Below are 17,376 nucleotides of genomic sequence, written 5' to 3'. Positions count from 1 at the left end.
CCCGGCAATTCGCGTTATGCGAGCAGACGTGGTGGCCCAACCGGCCTCTTGCGTTCTTTGATACGTTCTGACCGAGAGGATGGCCTGGCAGATGCAGGTTACTGAAACGCTTTCCGATGGCCTGAAGCGCGGTTTTACCGTCACGGTTCCGGCGCAGGAAATTGAAAGCAAGCGCACGGCGCGCCTGAAAGAAATTGGACAGTCCATGAAGCTGCCCGGGTTCCGTCCCGGCAAGGTGCCGCTGAGCATCGTCAAGCAGCGTTTCGGCACCGAGGTCCAGGGGGAAGTCCTGGAACAGGTCGTCGGCGACGCGACCCGCACGCTGCTTGATGAGCGCGGCCTGCGCCCGGCGATGCAGCCGAAGGTCGATATCGTCTCCGGCGGGGAGCCCGACAGCAAGGCCGACCTCGAATACACGCTTGCGTTCGAGGTGCTGCCCGAAATCCCGGTGCCCGACCTGTCCACCCTGTCGCTGACGCGCCTGAAGTCCGCCGTCAACGCGGAGACGGTCGACAAGGCGCTGAAGGAAATCGCCAGCCGCCAGCGTGAGTTCGAGAAGATCACCGAGGACCGCCCCGCCGCAAAGGGTGACGTCCTGACGGTTGATTTCGTCGGCAAGATCGACGGCGTCGCGTTCGATGGCGGTTCCGCCGACGACGTGAATGTCGAGATCGGTGGCGCGGGCTTCATCCCAGGCTTTGCCGAGCAGCTTGAAGGCATGAAGGCCGGTGACGAAAAGGTGATCCACGTCACGTTCCCGGCCGATTACCAGGCCGAGAACCTTGCCGGCAAGGAAGCCACCTTCGACATCAAGGCGAAGGAACTCAAGCGTCCGGTCGAACCCGCGATCGACGATGAACTGGCCAAGAAGCTGGGCTTCGAGGGGCTGGAGCAGGTCCGTGAACTGATCACCAAGCAGGTGGAACAGGAATACGAGCAGCTTTCGCGCCTGCGCCTGAAGCGCGACCTGCTGGACCAGTTGGCGGAAAAGACCGCGTTTGACGCGCCTCCGGGCATGGTTGACGCCGAATTTACCCAGATCTGGAACCGTATCGAGGAAGACCGCAAGGCCGGCCGTCTCGATGACGAGGACAAGGACAAGGACGAGGACACGCTGCGCGCCGACTATCGCAAGATTGCCGAACGCCGCGTGAAGCTGGGCCTGCTGCTGGCGGAAATCGGCCGTGTCAACAACATCACCGTCACGCAGGACGAGATGATGCAGGCCATCCGCGCCGAAGCCATGCGCTATCCCGGCCAGGAACAGGCCGTGTTCGAGTTCTTCGGCAAGAACCCGCAGGCCGCCGACAGCCTGCGTGGCCCGATCTTCGAGAACAAGGTCATCGACTACATCGTCGAACTGGCGAAGGTCGAGGACAAGGAAGTGACGCCCGAGGAACTGGCCGAAATGCCGGAAGCCAGCGTCTGAGGTCGCGGTTTCAGGTCTTGCGGATGTCGGCAGGACGCGTAAGGATCGGATATGGTTCTTGCGTGTCCAACGACCTTCGTGATGGGGTCAGGCAGGCCGTGTTCGCATCATATTGTCTAAAATGACGGCAATGGGGTGGTATCTGGCGTGTTTGTCTCTATTTTGTCATAAGTAACCGGGAAAGGTCCGGCTGCTCCGTTTTGATGGCGCGCCCATGCACGCCAGAAAATCAGGGCAGGTCGGGCCTTTGCTTTTCAGGATCGGGAATATGGCTATGAGGGATCGCAATCCCGTCGAGATCTTCAATAATGCTCTTGTGCCGATGGTGGTCGAGCAGACCTCTCGCGGGGAGCGGGCATTCGATATCTATTCCCGCCTGCTGCAAGAGCGCATCATCTTTCTGACCGGGCCTGTGTACGACCAGGTGTCCGCCGTTGTGTCCGCGCAGCTTCTGTATCTGGAAAGCGTGAACCCGACCAAGGAAATCTCGTTCTACATCAACAGCCCCGGCGGAGTGGTGTCGGCTGGTCTCGCGATTTATGACACCATGCAGTATATCCGCAGCCCCGTCAGCACCGTGTGCATCGGGCAGGCGGCGTCGATGGGCTCGCTCCTGCTTGCAGGGGGGGAGAAGGGACGCCGTTTCGCGCTGCCCAATTCCCGCGTGATGGTGCACCAGCCGTCCGGCGGCGCGCAGGGGCAGGCCAGCGACATCGAGATCCAGGCGACGGAAATCCTGACCATCCGCAAGCGCCTGAACGAGATCTATGAAACCCACACCGGCCGCACGCTTGAGGAAATCGAGCAGAAGCTGGAACGTGACAGCTACATGTCGGCGGAAGAAGCCCGTGCGTTCGGCATCGTTGACGAAGTCGTGCGCAACCATGCTGCCGAAAAGGCCGCCGACTGATGCCCGGCGGGCATGGGGCATGATGCGCAGGTCGCGCGGGTGCCCGTGCCCGGTGGGCAGGATGAAAGACCCCGGCTGCGTCGCAGGCAACGCATGACGCAGGGGCTGGATCTTGTGATATGCGGGGAAGGGGAGCCAGCGCGCGGCGTGCGTTCCCCATCCTCAGGCGACCAGGCAGGCTGCGGCGTACCGGAAACGGGTGGCAGGTTCCGGTCGTCGGGAATGGACAGGTTCTCCCTTGCGGGGGAATAGGAGCGGTTATGAACAACAAATCCGGCGATTCCAAAAATACCCTTTATTGCTCGTTCTGCGGCAAGTCCCAGCACGAGGTCCGGAAGCTCATCGCCGGTCCCACCGTGTTCATTTGCGATGAATGCGTCGAACTGTGCATGGATATCATCCGTGAGGAGCACAAGACGCACCTGGTGAAGTCGCGTGATGGCGTGCCGACCCCGCGTGAGATCTGCAATATCCTCGACGACTATGTCATCGGGCAGATGCACGCGAAGAAGGTGCTGTCGGTCGCGGTCCACAACCATTACAAGCGCCTGGCCCACAGCCAGAAGAACAACGACGTCGAGATCGCGAAGTCGAACATCATGCTGATCGGCCCGACCGGGTCGGGCAAGACGCTGCTGGCGCAGACGCTGGCGCGGATCCTTGATGTGCCGTTCACCATGGCCGACGCCACCACCCTGACCGAAGCCGGTTATGTGGGCGAGGATGTGGAGAACATCATCCTCAAGCTGCTGCAGGCCGCCGACTACAACGTGGAGAAGGCGCAGCGCGGCATCGTCTATATCGACGAGATCGACAAGATCTCGCGCAAGTCCGACAACCCCTCCATCACCCGTGACGTCAGTGGCGAGGGTGTGCAGCAGGCGCTGCTGAAGATCATGGAAGGGACGGTTGCCTCCGTCCCGCCGCAGGGCGGGCGCAAGCACCCGCAGCAGGAATTCCTGCAGGTGGACACGACCAACATGCTGTTCATCTGCGGCGGCGCGTTCGCGGGCCTCGACAAGATCATCAGCGCGCGTGGCAAGGGATCGGGAATCGGGTTCGGCGCGGATGTGCAGTCCCCCGATGACCGTCGCACGGGTGCGATCCTGCGCGATATCGAGCCTGAGGACCTGCTGAAGTTCGGCCTGATCCCCGAGTTCATCGGCCGCCTGCCGGTCCTTGCGACGCTGGAGGATCTGGACGAGGCCGCGCTGATCGAGATCCTGACCAAGCCCAAGAACGCGCTGGTCAAGCAGTATGCGCGCCTGTTCCAGATGGAAGACGTGAAGCTGACCTTCTCCGAGGATGCGCTGAGCGCGATCGCGCAGCGTGCCATCGCGCGCCGCACCGGTGCGCGCGGCCTGCGCGCGATTCTGGAGAGCATATTGCTGTCGACGATGTTCGACCTTCCGGGCCTGAAGAATGTCGAGGAGGTCGTGGTCAACAAGGACGCGGCGGAAAACAAGGCCCCGCCGGTCTATGTCTATGGCAAGGCCGAACCGGAAGAGCAGTCCGCCTGATTGCGGCGCCGTACGCTCTTGGTAAAGCTTTTTCATCTTTGATGATGCATGTCATTTGCCCTTCGCTCACTTGTGTCAGTGAAGGCAAGTGACAACATGACTCATCAGGTCACCGCATGTGCGGTGTTACGGGTCCGCAGGCCGCGTGTCGGGTGTGGACCCGGGATCGTCCATCAGGAGGTCAAGTTACATGTCTGAATCCGAAAGAGTGGACCAGGTGCCGGGCACCCCCGAAAACACGGAAAAGAAAGTGCCGGTATCGGTGTCGTCCCACGAAGACCAGGACATCACCCCGCGTGAGAAGGACACGATGGCGGTCCTTCCGCTGCGTGATATCGTGGTTTTCCCCCATATGATCGTACCGCTGTTCGTCGGACGGGAAAAATCCGTCCGCGCGCTGGAAGCGGTTACGAAGAATGACAAGCAGATCCTGCTGGTGGCGCAGAAGAATGCCTCGCAGGATGATCCGTCCGTCGATGACATCTACCGCTATGGTACGGTTTCCACGATCCTGCAGTTGCTGAAGCTGCCTGACGGGACGGTCAAGGTGCTGGTGGAAGGTGGCCGTCGCGCGCGCATTTCCACGCTGCACGAGATCGACGGCCATTTCGAGGCCGAGATCGAGGAAGTGGCCGAGGAGGAAACCGACGGCAAGGAAGCCGAGGCGCTGGGCCGCACGATCATCTCCCAGTTCGAGCAGTATATAAAGCTGAACAAGAAGATCGCGCCGGAGGTGCTCGTCTCCCTCAACCAGATCGACAACCTGTCGAAGCTGGCGGACACGATTGCCAGCCACCTGAACCTCAAGATTTCCGAAAAGCAGGAAATCCTTGAAATCCAGGACGTCAATGCGCGTCTGGAGCGGGTCTTTGCCCACATGGAGGCCGAGATCGGTGTCCTGCAGGTGGAAAAGCGCATCCGCAACCGCGTCAAGCGGCAGATGGAAAAGACGCAGCGCGAGTACTACCTGAACGAGCAGCTCAAGGCGATCCAGAAGGAACTTGGTGAAGGCGAGGACGGCAAGGACGAGACCGCCGAGCTTGAGGAAAAGATCGCCAAGACCAAGCTGAGCAAGGAAGCCCGCGACAAGGCCGTGGCGGAACTGAAGAAGCTGCGGACCATGAGCCCGATGTCCGCCGAATCGACGGTGGTGCGCAACTACCTCGACTGGCTGCTGGGTATCCCGTGGAAAAAGCGTTCCAAGGTGCGCCACAACCTGCCCGAGGCGGAAAAGATCCTCGACACCGACCATTACGGGCTGGAGAAGGTCAAGGAACGCATCCTTGAATATCTGGCGGTGCAGAGTCGCGCGCAGAAGCTCAAGGGGCCGATCCTGTGCCTCGTCGGGCCGCCGGGCGTTGGCAAGACCTCGCTTGCGCGTTCGATCGCGAAGGCGACGGGGCGGCAGTATGTCCGCATGTCGCTGGGCGGGATGCGTGACGAGGCGGAAATCCGCGGCCATCGCCGGACCTATATCGGCTCCATGCCCGGCAAGATCATCCAGGGCATGAAGAAGGCGAAGACGTCGAATCCGCTCTTCCTGCTTGATGAGATCGACAAACTCGGCGCGGACTGGCGCGGCGATCCGTCCTCGGCCCTGCTCGAGGTGCTGGATCCGGAGCAGAACGCGACCTTTGGCGATCATTATCTTGAGGTGGATTACGACCTGTCGGACGTGATGTTCATCACCACGGCCAACAGCCTGAACATGCCCCAGCCACTGCTGGACCGCATGGAGATCATCCGCCTGTCAGGCTATACCGAGGACGAAAAGGTCGAGATCGCGAAGCGTCACCTCCTGCCCAAGCAGACCGAGGCCAACAACCTCAAGCTTGATGAATGGTCGGTCAGTGACGATGCGCTGCTTGAACTCGTGCGCAGCTACACCCGTGAAGCCGGCGTGCGTAACCTGGAGCGCGAGATCGCGACCCTTGCACGCAAGGCGGTGACGGAAATCGTGACGGGCAAGGCCAAGAAGGTCGCCATCACGAAGGACAACCTCGAGAAATATGCCGGGGTGAAACGCTTCCGCCATGGCGAGACCGAGGCCGAGGACATGGTCGGTGTTGTCACCGGCCTCGCCTGGACCGAGGTGGGGGGCGAGATCCTGACCATCGAAAGCGTGATGGTGCCGGGCAAGGGCAACATCAAGCTGACGGGCAAGCTTGGCGACGTGATGAAGGAAAGTGTCGCGGCGGCGCTGTCCTATGTCCGCAGCAGGGCGGTGTCGTTCGGCATCAAGCCGACGCTGTTTGAAAAGCGCGACCTGCATGTGCACGTGCCCGAAGGTGCGACACCCAAGGACGGCCCGTCGGCGGGTATCGCCATGGCCACGTCCATCGTCAGCGTGATGACCGGCATCCCGGTGCGTCGCGATGTGGGCATGACGGGGGAGATCACGCTGCGCGGGCGCGTGCTGCCCATCGGCGGCCTGAAGGAAAAGCTGCTGGCGGCGCACCGTGCGGGCATCCGCACGGTCTTCATCCCCAAGGATAATGAAAAGGACCTCGTGGAAATCCCCAAGGTCGTGACCGCGGACCTGAAGGTGATTCCCGTCGCCCACGTGGATGAAGTGATCGCCAAGGCGCTGGTGCATGAACCGGAGCCCATCGAATGGGTGGAACCGCCCGAGGGCGTGCCCGCCAATCCTGCCTCCGAACCGGCGCTGGCGTCGCTACCGCACTGATCGGGCGTCGTGTCAAGCGTAGCAAAATTGTCATGGCAGGGGGGAATGACCGATTTTGTGGGTCATTCCCGCCCATCCCTCGGTTGACGTGAGAGAAAACAGCGGCATAGTGCAGGCAGAAAATGCGACGCGAAAAGCACGCGTGATAAAGCGGTCGCAGTCAGTTACATAGAAAGGCGTAAAATGGAGAAGCCACTTAACAAGCAGGAACTCGTTGCTGCTGTCGCCGAGAACGCCGACCTGGCAAAGGCAAAGGCGGGCGAAGTGGTCGATGCTGTGTTCGGCGCGATCGAAAAGGCCCTGTCCAATGGGCAGGAAGTTCGTCTGGTCGGTTTTGGTACGTTCGTGACCGCGACCCGCAAGGCCGCCAAGGGCCGCAACCCGCGTACGGGTGAAGAGATCGATATCCCGGCTTCGACCTCCGTGCGATTCAAGCCTGGCAAGAACCTGAAGGAAGCTGTAAGCAAATAAGCAGCTTGCGTCAGGTGAGGGGTGCTGGTCCACGACAGTGGATTACCGGCCCCTCGGTTTTGATGCGATTGTTTGATGCGATTACAGGGGCGATTAGCTCAGCGGTAGAGCGTCTCGTTTACACCGAGAGGGTCGGCGGTTCGATCCCGTCATCGCCCACCATGCAGCGCGCTGCATGATATCCAACCCGATCCCGTCATTGCGCCCTGTGGCAATTGTCCTGCGGTCAGGTCACTTTCAGATGTCATCACCTGTTGACGTCATCCGGATGGATCGGTAGAGATCCTTCCACACCCTGCGCGGGTGTAGCTCAGTTGGTTAGAGCGCCGGCCTGTCACGCCGGAGGTCGCGGGTTCGAGCCCCGTCACTCGCGCCATTCCCCCCACACGGAAAATATGTCGTTCCTGACCTGCCCCGGCATGTGGCGCGAGGGTTCGTGTGTGGCCTTTTGGCGTGTGTTTCCGCCGAAAATTCCCGAACACAGAAATATGAAGACAACAAAAAGTTCCCGACAAGTAATGCGGGCGCAATGACTGTATTTCTGCGGTATTTCCTAACATCACGGTAATGTTCCCGCCCGGGTGCAGGGTAACCGTCTGTTCGGCCATGGGAGTTTGTGTCTAACTTCGCCCCAGCCATACAGAAGTCGCTCAAGACACGGATGGTTCAATCAACAAGGTTGGGGACGTGGGCCATGCATTCCGTCATCGCGGATTATTTCCCTGTACTGATATTCGGTGCGATCGCGGTTGTAATCGCGGGCGCCATGCTGGGAAGTTCGCTGCTTTTCGGCTGGCAGAAACCGTATTCGGAAAAGACATCCGCATATGAATGCGGTTTCGAGCCGTTCGATGACACGCGGCGGCGGTTTGACGTGCGTTTTTATCTTGTGGCGATCCTGTTCATTATTTTCGACCTGGAGGTGGCCTTCCTGTTCCCCTGGGCGGTCAGCCTGTCGCGGATCGGATGGTTCGGGTTCCTGTCGATGATGGGCTTCCTGGCGGTCCTCACGGTCGGCTTCATCTACGAATGGTGCAAGGGCGCGCTGGAGTGGGATTGAGGCAGCAGGGAAGGAGACAGGAAGCATGAGCAGCAATTCATCAGGGCAGGGCCGCCCGTCCGACAGCATCGCGTGGAATCGCGACATGCTGCCGCCGGGACCGGAACAGGACGCCGTCATCCGTGGCGTCACGGGCGAGATCACCGAAAAGGGGTTTGTCGTCGCCAGCCTCGACAAGATCGTGAACTGGGGCCGCACCGGCAGCCTGTGGCCGATGTCCTTTGGCCTGGCCTGTTGCGCGGTGGAAATGATCCACGCCTACATGCCGCGTTACGACCTTGACCGCATGGGCATCATCCCGCGCGGGTCGCCACGGCAGTCGGACGTGATGATCGTCGCGGGGACACTGACGAACAAGATGGCCCCGGCCCTGCGCCGTGTGTACGACCAGATGGCCGAACCGCGCTGGGTCATTTCCATGGGATCCTGCGCCAACGGGGGCGGGTATTACCATTATTCCTATTCCGTGGTGCGTGGCTGTGACCGGATCGTGCCGGTGGATGTCTATGTCCCCGGCTGTCCCCCCACGGCGGAGGCGCTGATCTACGGCATCCTCCAGCTTCAGAAGAAAATCCGCAGGACAGGGACGATTCTCCGTGGCTGAATCCTCCAACACCCTGCCTGCGGTGCAGACGCAGGCGCAGGCATCGCTGGGATCGGTGGCGTTCACGCTGTCCACCACCGTGCCGGGCGTCATTTCCGCCGGGATCGAGGGCGGGGAACTCGTGGTGCGCACGACGCGGCCCTACCTGCTGGCGATCATGGGGATGCTGCGCGACGATCCGCGCTACTCGTGCGAGCAGATGATGGACCTGTGCGGCGTGGATTATCCCGACCGGGCGGAACGTTTCGACGTCGTCTACAACCTGCTGTCGGTCACGCATAACCACCGCATCCGCGTCATCGTGACCACGGACGAGACGCAGCCTGTCGCGTCGGTGCATCAGTTGTGGCCATCGGCGACCTGGTGGGAACGTGAATGCTACGACCTGTTCGGCATCCTGTTCTCTGACCAGCCCGACCTGCGGCGTATCCTGACCGATTACGGGTTCGAGGGATATCCACTGCGCAAGGACTTCCCGCTGACCGGCTATGTCGAGACCCGTTACGACGAGGAACGGCGGCAGGTGGTCTATGAGCCGGTGCAGCTTAAGCAGGACTTCCGCAATTTCGACTTTGAATCCCCGTGGGAGGGCATCCTGACCCTGCCCGGCGACGAGAAGGCGCATGCGTTCCGCCAGAACATCAAGCGCCAGGAATAAGGGAAACCGAACGATGAGTGATGTGACCCTGGACCCGAACATTCCTGAGGCGCTGCTGCCGGAGGAAAGCGATGGCGACGTCCGCAAGCATGTTGTGGAAATCGACTCGCACGCGCTGAATTTCGGTCCCCAGCATCCGTCCGCCCATGGCGTGCTGCGCCTGATCCTGGAGATGGAGGGCGAGGTCGTCACCCGCGCCATCCCGCATGTCGGGCTGTTGCACCGTGGCACGGAAAAGCTGATTGAATACAAGACCTATCCCAAGGCGCTGCCGTATTTCGACCGGCTCGACTACGTCTCCCCCATGTGTGAGGAGCAGGCCTTCGCGCTGGCGACGGAAAAGCTGCTGAACATTGAAATCCCGGATCGCGCGAAATGGATTCGCGTCATGTTCGCGGAAATCACGCGCATCCTGAACCATATCCTCAACCTGACCTCCTTTGGTCTGGACTGCGGCGCGCTGACCCCCGCCCTGTGGGGGTATGAGGAACGCGAAAAGCTGCTGGAGTTTTACGAGGCCGCATCGGGCGCGCGCTTCCATGCCAATTACTTCCGCCCCGGTGGCGTCGCGCGCGACCTGCCCGCCGGGCTGGAGGAGCGGATCGCGCAGTGGACGACGGAATTCCCGCGCTGGATCGACGACCTCGAATCCCTGCTGACCAACAACCGCATCTGGAAACAGCGCACGGTCGGCATTGGCGTCTTCACCAGTGAGCAGGCCCTGGCCTGGGGCTTCAGCGGGCCATGCCTGCGTGCGTCGGGCGTGCCGTGGGACCTGCGCCGTTCGCAGCCCTATGACAATTACGACAAGGTCGAGTTCAACGTGCCGGTGGCGCGTCAGGGCGACTGCTATGACCGTTATCTGGTGCGTGTCGCGGAAATGCGCGAAAGCGTGAAGATCGTGGAGCAGTGCCTCGCACAGATGAAGCCCGGCCCGATCAAGGTCCAGGACCGCAAGATCGCCCCCCCGCCACGGCGGGAGATGAAACGCTCGATGGAAGCCCTGATCCATCATTTCAAGCTGTTTACCGAAGGGTACCACGTGCCGCCGGGCGCGACCTATACCGCCGTCGAAAGCCCGAAGGGCGAATTCGGCGTCTATCTGGTCGCTGATGGCAGCAACCGTCCCTACCGGTGCAAGATTCGCCCCACCGGGTTCGCCCACCTGCAGGCCATGGACGTGATGGCGCGGCGGCACATGCTGGCCGACGCGGTTGCGATCATCGGTTCGCTGGATCTGGTGTTTGGTGAAATAGACAGGTGAACGACATGTCCGCGCAATCCAACACACCCCACGACGCGGAGCCTGCCGAATTCGCTTTCGACGCGGAAAGCGAACGGCAGATCGCGCAGATACTTGCCAAGTATCCCCCCGAACGCAAGGCAAGCGGCGTCATACCGCTGCTGTATGTGGTGCAGAAACAGATGGGACGCCAGACCGGCAGCGCCTGGGTTCCCCGTGTCGCGATGGACGCAGTGGCCGAACGGCTGGAGATGGCGCCGATCCGCGTTTACGAGGTCGCGACCTTCTACCTGATGTTCAATACGAAGCCGATCGGGAAATACCACCTGCAGGTCTGCACCACGACGTCGTGCTGGCTGCGCGGGTCGGATGACGTGACGGCGGCGTGCAAGGCCGCGACCGGGATCGGGGCCTTTGGCGAAACCAGCGCGGACGGCATGTTCACGATGACCGAGGTCGAATGTCTTGGCGCGTGTGCGAACGCCCCGATCCTGCAGGTTGACGATGATTATTACGAGGACATGGACGGCCCGCGCACGACCGAACTGATCGCCGCCCTGCGCCGTGGCGAGCGGCCGAAGCCCGGCCCGACCATAGATCGCATGGATTCTGCCCCCGTGTGGGGGCGCAAGACGCTGCTGGATACTGCGGGGCAGGGCACCGGCACGCAGGATAACGGGTAGGAAAGACGGGACATGCTTGAGGACAAGGACCGGATTTTTACCAATCTGTACGGTCAGAACGACTGGCGTCTGGCGGGTGCGCGACAGCGCGGCGACTGGAACGACACGGCCGCCATCCTGGCGCGCGGGCGTGATGCCATCATTGCGGAAATGAAGGCATCAGGACTGCGTGGCCGTGGGGGGGCGGGCTTTCCCACGGGTGTGAAATGGTCGTTCATGCCCAAGACATCGGACGGGCGCCCGCATTACCTGGTGATCAACGGCGATGAATCCGAACCCGGCACCTGCAAGGACCGCGAGATCCTGCGCCACGACCCGCACAAGCTGATCGAAAGCGCGCTGATCGCCTCTTTCGCGATGGGGGCGCACAAATCCTACATCTACATCCGTGGTGAGTTCTTCAACGAGGCGCAGCACCTCCAGCACGCCATCGACGAAGCGTATGAGGCTGGACTGATCGGTCCAAACGCCGCCGGGTCGGGATGGGATTTCGATTTCTACATCCACCGTGGCGCGGGTGCCTATATCTGCGGGGAGGAGACGGCGCTGCTCGAAAGCCTTGAGGGCAAGAAGGGCCAGCCCCGCATGAAGCCGCCATTCCCCGCGGCGATGGGACTGTATGGCTGTCCCACCACGGTCAATAATGTGGAGAGCATCGCCGTCACCTCCACCATCATGCGTCGTGGTGCGGCATGGTTTTCCGGGCTGGGCCGTCCCAACAACGCGGGCACGAAGCTGATGGCCATTTCCGGCCACGTGAATACGCCCTGCGTATTCGAAGAAGAGCTTGGCGTACCGCTCAAGGACATCATCGAAAAGCATGGCGGCGGCGTGCGTGGCGGGTGGGACAACCTGCTTGCGGTCATTCCCGGTGGCTGCTCGGTGCCGATGCTGCCGCGTGAGGTCTGCGACACGGTGCTGATGGATTACGACAGCCTGCGCGCCGAAGGATCAGGCCTTGGCACCGCGTGCATGATCGTCATGGACAAATCCACCGACATCATCCGCGCCATCGCGCGTTTTTCACAGTTCTTCAAGCATGAAAGCTGCGGCCAGTGCACGCCGTGCCGCGATGGCACGGGATGGATGATGCGTGTCATGCAGCGCATGGTCGAAGGCCGTGCGGAGATCGAGGAGATCGACATGCTCGAACAGGTAACACGCCAGGTCGAGGGCCATACGATCTGCGCGCTTGGTGACGCGGCGGCATGGCCCATCCAGGGGCTGATCCGGCGGTTCCGCCCGGTGATGGAGGAACGCATCCATGCCTACAAGGCCGCGCATGGCGGCGGGCGTCTGGTGCAGGTTCCCGCCGACCTGCCGACAGCGGCGGAGTAAGGGACATGGTGAAAGTAACCGTTGACGGCATCCCCGTCGAAGTGCCCGCAGGATCCAGCGCGCTGCAGGCGTGCGAGGCGGCGGGCAAGGAAATCCCGCGCTTCTGCTTCCACGAACGCCTGTCGGTGGCGGGCAACTGCCGCATGTGCCTGGTGCAGGTGGTGCGCGCGCCCAAGCCCGTCGCCTCGTGCGGGTTCCCGGTGGGCGAGGGGATGCAGATCCTGACCGACACCGAGGTCGTGCGCAAGGCGCGCCGCGCGGTGATGGAATTCCTGCTCATCAACCATCCGCTCGACTGCCCGATCTGCGATCAGGGCGGGGAGTGCGACCTGCAGGACCAGGCCTTTGGCTATGGCGCGGACCATTCGCGCTATCTCGAGAACAAGCGCGCGGTGACGGACAAGTATCTCGGCCCGCTGGTCAAGACGGTCATGACGCGCTGCATCCAGTGCACGCGCTGCATCCGTTTCGCGACCGAGGTGGCGGGCGTGCCCGAACTCGGCGCCGTTTCGCGCGGCGAGAACATGGAAGTCACCAATTACGTTGAAAAGGCGCTGACTTCAGAACTGTCGGGCAACCTGATCGACATCTGCCCGGTGGGCGCGCTGACGTCGAAGCCATATGCCTTTACCGCCCGTCCGTGGGAACTCAAGCGCACGGATTCCATCGACGTCTGTGATGCGGTGGGCACCAACATCGTGATGCAGGCCCGCGGGGCCAGCGTCCTGCGGATTGTCCCGCGCACCAATGACGAGGTGAACGAGGAATGGCTGGCGGACAAGGGGCGTTTCGTGGTGGACGGGTTCCGCCACCGTCGCCTCGACCGGCCATGGGTGCGCGTGCATGGCAAGTTGCAGCCTGCGTCATGGCAGGATGTGTTCGTGGCGCTGGCAAAGCGGTTCAAGGGCGTTGCGGGCGATCGGATCGGTGCGATCGCGGGTGACCTGTGCGATGCCGAAAGCATGCTGGCGCTGAAGGACCTGATTGGCGCGCTGGGTTCGACCAGTATCGACTGCCGGCAGGACGGGGCGGATTACGACCTGTCGCATCGTGACTTCTACACCTTCAATACCGGCATCACCGGGATCGAGGAGGCCGATGCGCTGCTGATCATCGGCGCAATCCCCCGGCAGGACGCCCCGGTGCTCAATGCCCGCATCCGCAAGCGGTTCGTGAACGCAGGGCGGGGCAAGTTCCCGATCGCGATGATCGGTGCGCCGCAGGCCGACCCGACCTATGCGGTGCAGGTGCTGGGCGACGGGCCGGATGCGCTGGCGGATCTGGCGGCGGGGCGTTCCGCGTTCCTTGATGTGCTGAAAAAAGCCGGGAAGCCGATGATCATCGTCGGCCATGGCGCGCTGACACGGCCCGATGCCCGCGCGATCCTCAAGGCCGCGTGGGACCTCGCGGGGCAGGTGGGCGCGCTGGATGCGCAGTGGCATGGCTTCAACGTGCTGCACACCGCCGCAAGCCGTGTCGCCGGTCTGGACATGGGCTTTGTCCCGGGCAAGGGCGGTCGCGATGTCGCGGGCATGCTCAATGACGGGGTGGAAATCCTGTGGCTGCTGGGCGCGGATGAATTCCCGGTCGATCGAATCGGCAACGATACGTTCGTCATCTACCAGGGGCATCATGGCGATGCGGGTGCCGCACGGGCGGACGTGATCCTGCCCGGTGCGCTGTATGCGGAAAAGCCGGGCACCTACGTCAATACCGAAGGCCGCGTGCAGCAGGCGTTCCGTTCGGTCATGCCCCCGGGTGACGCGCGCGAGGACTGGCGCATATTGCGGGCATTTTCCGAAGTGGTGGGCCACACGCTCCCCTATGACACGCTCGAGGCGCTGCGTGCGCGTCTGGCGCAGGTCAACCCGGTCTTCGCACGGCAGGGCAATCCCCGCTTTGCCCCGCCGCAGGGCATCAGCCCCGATTGTGGCAAGGTGGCGATCACCACGACCCCCTTTGTCCCGGTCATCGCGGATTATTACCAGACCAGTCCCATCTGTCGCGCCAGCCCGACGATGGAGACCTGTTCGCGGACCTATGTCCATCCCCCGGCCGAGGCAGCGGAGTAAGGTGAGGTGACGCATTTCTTTTTGCATACGCTTGTGGGGCAGGTCCTGCTGGTTGTCCTTGAAACGCTGGCCGTGCTTGTGCCGCTTCTGCTGGGGGTTGCGTACCTGACCCTTGCGGATCGCAAGGTCATGGCCGCGATGCAGTTGCGCAAGGGGCCGAACGTCAACGGTCCGTTCGGCGTGCTGCAGGCCTTTGCCGACGCGATCAAGATGCTGACGAAGGAGACGGTCATCCCGGCGGGTGCGAACCGGATGCTGTTCCTGTTCGCGCCGTTCCTGACCTTCTCACTTGCGATGGTGGCGTGGGCGGTCATCCCGACCGGCAACGGGCTTGCGGTGGCGGACATCAATGTCGGCGTGCTTTACCTGCTGGCGATTTCCTCTCTCGGGGTTTACGGCATCCTGATCGCGGGCTGGGCGTCCAATTCCAAATACGCCTTCCTTGGCGGCCTGCGTTCGGCCGCGCAGATGGTGTCTTACGAAGTCTCGATCGGCCTTGTCATCGTCTCCGTCCTGCTGGCGGTCGGCAGCCTGAACCTCAATGACATCGTGCTGGCGCAGCGCCATGTCTGGTTCTGCCTGCCGATGTTCCCGATGTTCATCGTCTTCTTCATCTCGGCCCTTGCGGAGACCAACCGCGCGCCGTTCGACCTTCCCGAAGGGGAGAGCGAACTGGTGGCCGGGTTCTTCGTGGAATATTCTGCGCTGGCGTTCGGCCTCTTCTTCCTTGGTGAATATGCCAACATGTTCCTGATGTCGGGCATGATCAGCATCCTGTTCCTTGGTGGCTGGCTGCCGCCGCTGGCGATCGCGCCGCTGACATGGATCCCGGGGCCGCTGTGGCTGATCGCCAAGATCCTGTTCTGCCTGTTCGTCTTCATCTGGGTCCGCGCGACGTTCCCGCGCTACCGCTATGACCAGTTGATGCGGCTGGGGTGGAAGGTGTTCCTGCCGTTCTCGCTGGCGTGGATGGTGCTGACGGCCGGTTTTCTGATGGTGACGGGCCTGCTGCCCGGAGGAGCAAGCTGATGGGAAATCTCAGCCGTACTGCCCGCTCGTTCCTGCTGAGCGAACTGGTTTCGGGCATGAGCGTGACACTCAGGGCGTTTTTCAAGCCCAAGGCGACGATCAACTACCCCTATGAAAAGGGGCCGCTGTCGCCGCGTTTCCGGGGCGAGCATGCGCTGCGCCGTTATCCCAACGGGGAGGAACGCTGCATCGCGTGCAAGCTGTGCGAGGCGACATGCCCGGCGGAGGCCATCACCATAGAGGCCGAGCCGCGTGACGACGGATCGCGTCGTACCACCCGGTACGACATCGACATGACGAAGTGCATCTATTGCGGGCTGTGCGAGGAAGCCTGTCCCGTGGATGCGATCGTTGAAGGCCCCAACTACGAATTCGCGACAGAGACGCGCGAAGAACTGATGTACAACAAGGACAAGCTGCTCGCCAATGGCGACCGCTGGGAAAGCGTTCTTGCGCGCCGGCTGGAGCTGGATGCGCCGTATCGTTGACGTGGCGGATCGCATGTCCCCCCGCCACCCGCGCGGTGGCAGGTGGACATGCGGGCAGCAGGAGGAAATATCCATGCGGCAGGAAGGTCACCCATGATGACCCAAATCGTCTTTTACATATTTGCGGCGGTCCTGGTTCTTTCTGCCTCGATGGTGGTCAGCGCCCGTAATCCCGTGCATTCGGTCCTGTTCCTGATACTGGCGTTTTTCAACGCGGCGGGGCTGTTCCTGATCGCGGGGGCCGAATTCCTCGCGATGATCCTGGTCATCGTCTATGTCGGCGCGGTCTCCGTGCTGTTCCTGTTCGTCGTCATGATGCTCGACATCCGTGTGGCGCAGGCGCGCGAGGGGCTGCAGCGTTATGCCCCGTTCGGCGCGGCGCTGGGCGGGGTGCTGCTGGCGGAACTGGTGCTGGCGTTCATGCACTGGCGCGTGGCGTCGAATATCGGCGATGTCGCGCACCTGGTGCCGTCAACCCCCACGCGTTCGAACACGGCGGCGATCGGGGATGTGCTTTATACGCACTACATCTTCCTGTTCCAGGCCTGTGCGCTCGTGCTGCTGGTGGCGATGATCGGGGCGATCGTGCTGACCCTGCGTGACCGGCCCACCGGACGGCGGCAGGACATCGAACGCCAGCATGAACGCCAGCCTGCGGATTCCATGGAAATGCTGTCCCTGCCGCTGGGCCGCAGCGTCGGCGCGATGGGCGGTTTCCTGCGCCCGCGCAGGTCCTATGACATTGCCGCCGTGCCGGGCACCTATGGCACGCAGGCCTATCGCGAGGAGGAGCGGGAGCTTGCGGAAGGCACCGCGCTTGTCGTGGTCGCGGATGTCACGAAAAACGAAAGTCGGGACAATGAATAGTGCAATCGCCACCATTGGCGTCACGCCGTACCTTGTCATCAGCGCGATCCTGCTGGTCCTTGGCGTGTTCGGTATCTTCCTGAACCGCAAGAACGTCATCATCATCCTGATGTCGATCGAACTGATCCTGCTGTCGGCCAATATCAATTTCGTGGCGTTTTCAGCAGCACTTGGCGACCTGTCGGGGCAGGTGTTCACGCTGTTCGTGCTGACCATCGCGGCGGCGGAATCCGCGATCGGCCTTGCCATCGTCACTGTCTATTTCCGTAATCGCGGCTCGATCGAGGTCGATCGCATTACGATGATGAAAGGGTGATC

At 62.1% G+C, this 17,376-nt stretch carries 16 protein-coding genes and 2 tRNA genes; all 18 read left to right on the top strand.

The window, feature by feature from the left end:
* Window positions 1-91 precede the first annotated feature (91 nt).
* The 18 genes from tig to nuoK all read left to right on the top strand — a co-directional run bounded on the left by tig (window position 92) and on the right by nuoK (window position 17,374).
* On the top strand, window positions 92-1,429 hold the full coding sequence (gene tig / locus CFR72_RS05520) for a trigger factor (RefSeq protein ID WP_110913059.1): 1,338 nt from the start codon (window positions 92-94) through the stop codon (window positions 1,427-1,429).
* A 274-nt stretch (window positions 1,430-1,703) separates the two neighbouring features.
* Window positions 1,704-2,339 carry an ATP-dependent Clp protease proteolytic subunit gene (locus tag CFR72_RS05515; protein WP_110913005.1) on the top strand — a complete coding sequence of 212 codons (636 nt, stop codon included), beginning with the start codon at window positions 1,704-1,706 and terminating at the stop codon, window positions 2,337-2,339.
* A gap of 260 nt (window positions 2,340-2,599) precedes the next feature.
* Complete coding sequence (gene clpX, locus CFR72_RS05505) at window positions 2,600-3,859, top strand: ATP-dependent Clp protease ATP-binding subunit ClpX (RefSeq protein WP_110913003.1); 1,260 nt, start codon at window positions 2,600-2,602, stop codon at window positions 3,857-3,859.
* 190 nt (window positions 3,860-4,049) lie between these two features.
* On the top strand, window positions 4,050-6,545 hold the full coding sequence (lon, locus tag CFR72_RS05500) for an endopeptidase La (RefSeq protein WP_110913002.1): 2,496 nt from the start codon (window positions 4,050-4,052) through the stop codon (window positions 6,543-6,545).
* 168 nt (window positions 6,546-6,713) lie between these two features.
* Complete coding sequence (locus tag CFR72_RS05495; RefSeq protein WP_265145679.1) at window positions 6,714-7,016, top strand: HU family DNA-binding protein; 303 nt, start codon at window positions 6,714-6,716, stop codon at window positions 7,014-7,016.
* Window positions 7,017-7,103: 87 nt separating this feature from the next.
* Window positions 7,104-7,178, top strand: a tRNA-Val gene (locus CFR72_RS05490).
* Window positions 7,179-7,315: 137 nt separating this feature from the next.
* Window positions 7,316-7,392, top strand: a tRNA-Asp gene (locus tag CFR72_RS05485).
* A 318-nt stretch (window positions 7,393-7,710) separates the two neighbouring features.
* Window positions 7,711-8,076 (top strand): NADH-quinone oxidoreductase subunit A, encoded by a 366-nt coding sequence (locus tag CFR72_RS05480; RefSeq protein ID WP_110526121.1) that lies wholly within the window; start codon window positions 7,711-7,713, stop codon window positions 8,074-8,076.
* A 25-nt stretch (window positions 8,077-8,101) separates the two neighbouring features.
* Window positions 8,102-8,680, top strand: a complete 579-nt coding sequence (locus CFR72_RS05475) for a NuoB/complex I 20 kDa subunit family protein (protein WP_110094243.1) — start codon at window positions 8,102-8,104, stop codon at window positions 8,678-8,680.
* Window positions 8,673-9,338 carry an NADH-quinone oxidoreductase subunit C gene (locus CFR72_RS05470; protein WP_233042992.1) on the top strand — a complete coding sequence of 222 codons (666 nt, stop codon included), beginning with the start codon at window positions 8,673-8,675 and terminating at the stop codon, window positions 9,336-9,338. Before CFR72_RS05475 ends, CFR72_RS05470 begins: the two co-directional genes overlap by 8 nt.
* Window positions 9,339-9,351: 13 nt before the next feature.
* Window positions 9,352-10,602, top strand: coding sequence for an NADH-quinone oxidoreductase subunit D (locus tag CFR72_RS05465; RefSeq protein WP_110094244.1), 1,251 nt, complete (start codon window positions 9,352-9,354; stop codon window positions 10,600-10,602).
* Window positions 10,603-10,607: 5 nt separating this feature from the next.
* Entirely contained in the window at window positions 10,608-11,264 is a 657-nt protein-coding gene (locus CFR72_RS05460; RefSeq protein ID WP_110913058.1) for a complex I 24 kDa subunit family protein, read from the top strand.
* 12 nt (window positions 11,265-11,276) lie between these two features.
* Window positions 11,277-12,602 (top strand): NADH-quinone oxidoreductase subunit NuoF, encoded by a 1,326-nt coding sequence (gene nuoF, locus CFR72_RS05455; RefSeq protein ID WP_110913001.1) that lies wholly within the window; start codon window positions 11,277-11,279, stop codon window positions 12,600-12,602.
* A gap of 5 nt (window positions 12,603-12,607) precedes the next feature.
* The gene (nuoG, locus tag CFR72_RS05450) at window positions 12,608-14,674 is read left to right on the top strand and encodes an NADH-quinone oxidoreductase subunit NuoG (protein WP_110913000.1); all 2,067 of its coding nucleotides are present in this window, start codon (window positions 12,608-12,610) and stop codon (window positions 14,672-14,674) included.
* Between the two features lie 6 nt (window positions 14,675-14,680).
* A complete protein-coding gene (gene nuoH / locus CFR72_RS05445; RefSeq protein ID WP_110912999.1) occupies window positions 14,681-15,703 on the top strand; it encodes an NADH-quinone oxidoreductase subunit NuoH in 1,023 nt (340 codons plus the stop codon).
* Window positions 15,703-16,191 carry an NADH-quinone oxidoreductase subunit NuoI gene (gene nuoI / locus CFR72_RS05440; protein WP_110912998.1) on the top strand — a complete coding sequence of 163 codons (489 nt, stop codon included), beginning with the start codon at window positions 15,703-15,705 and terminating at the stop codon, window positions 16,189-16,191. The genes nuoH and nuoI overlap by 1 nt, the downstream gene beginning before the upstream one ends.
* 93 nt (window positions 16,192-16,284) lie before the next feature.
* Complete coding sequence (locus tag CFR72_RS05435; RefSeq protein ID WP_110912997.1) at window positions 16,285-17,058, top strand: NADH-quinone oxidoreductase subunit J; 774 nt, start codon at window positions 16,285-16,287, stop codon at window positions 17,056-17,058.
* Window positions 17,051-17,374: an NADH-quinone oxidoreductase subunit NuoK gene (nuoK, locus tag CFR72_RS05430; RefSeq protein ID WP_110094251.1), complete on the top strand. Its 324-nt coding sequence runs from the start codon at window positions 17,051-17,053 to the stop codon at window positions 17,372-17,374. The genes CFR72_RS05435 and nuoK overlap by 8 nt, the downstream gene beginning before the upstream one ends.
* Window positions 17,375-17,376 lie beyond the last annotated feature (2 nt).

Source organism: Gluconacetobacter entanii (assembly GCF_003206495.1).
Lineage (GTDB): Bacteria > Pseudomonadota > Alphaproteobacteria > Acetobacterales > Acetobacteraceae > Novacetimonas > Novacetimonas entanii.
The sequence above is the reverse complement of the archived record's forward strand: the minus strand, read 5'-3'. Positions and strand labels throughout refer to the sequence as shown.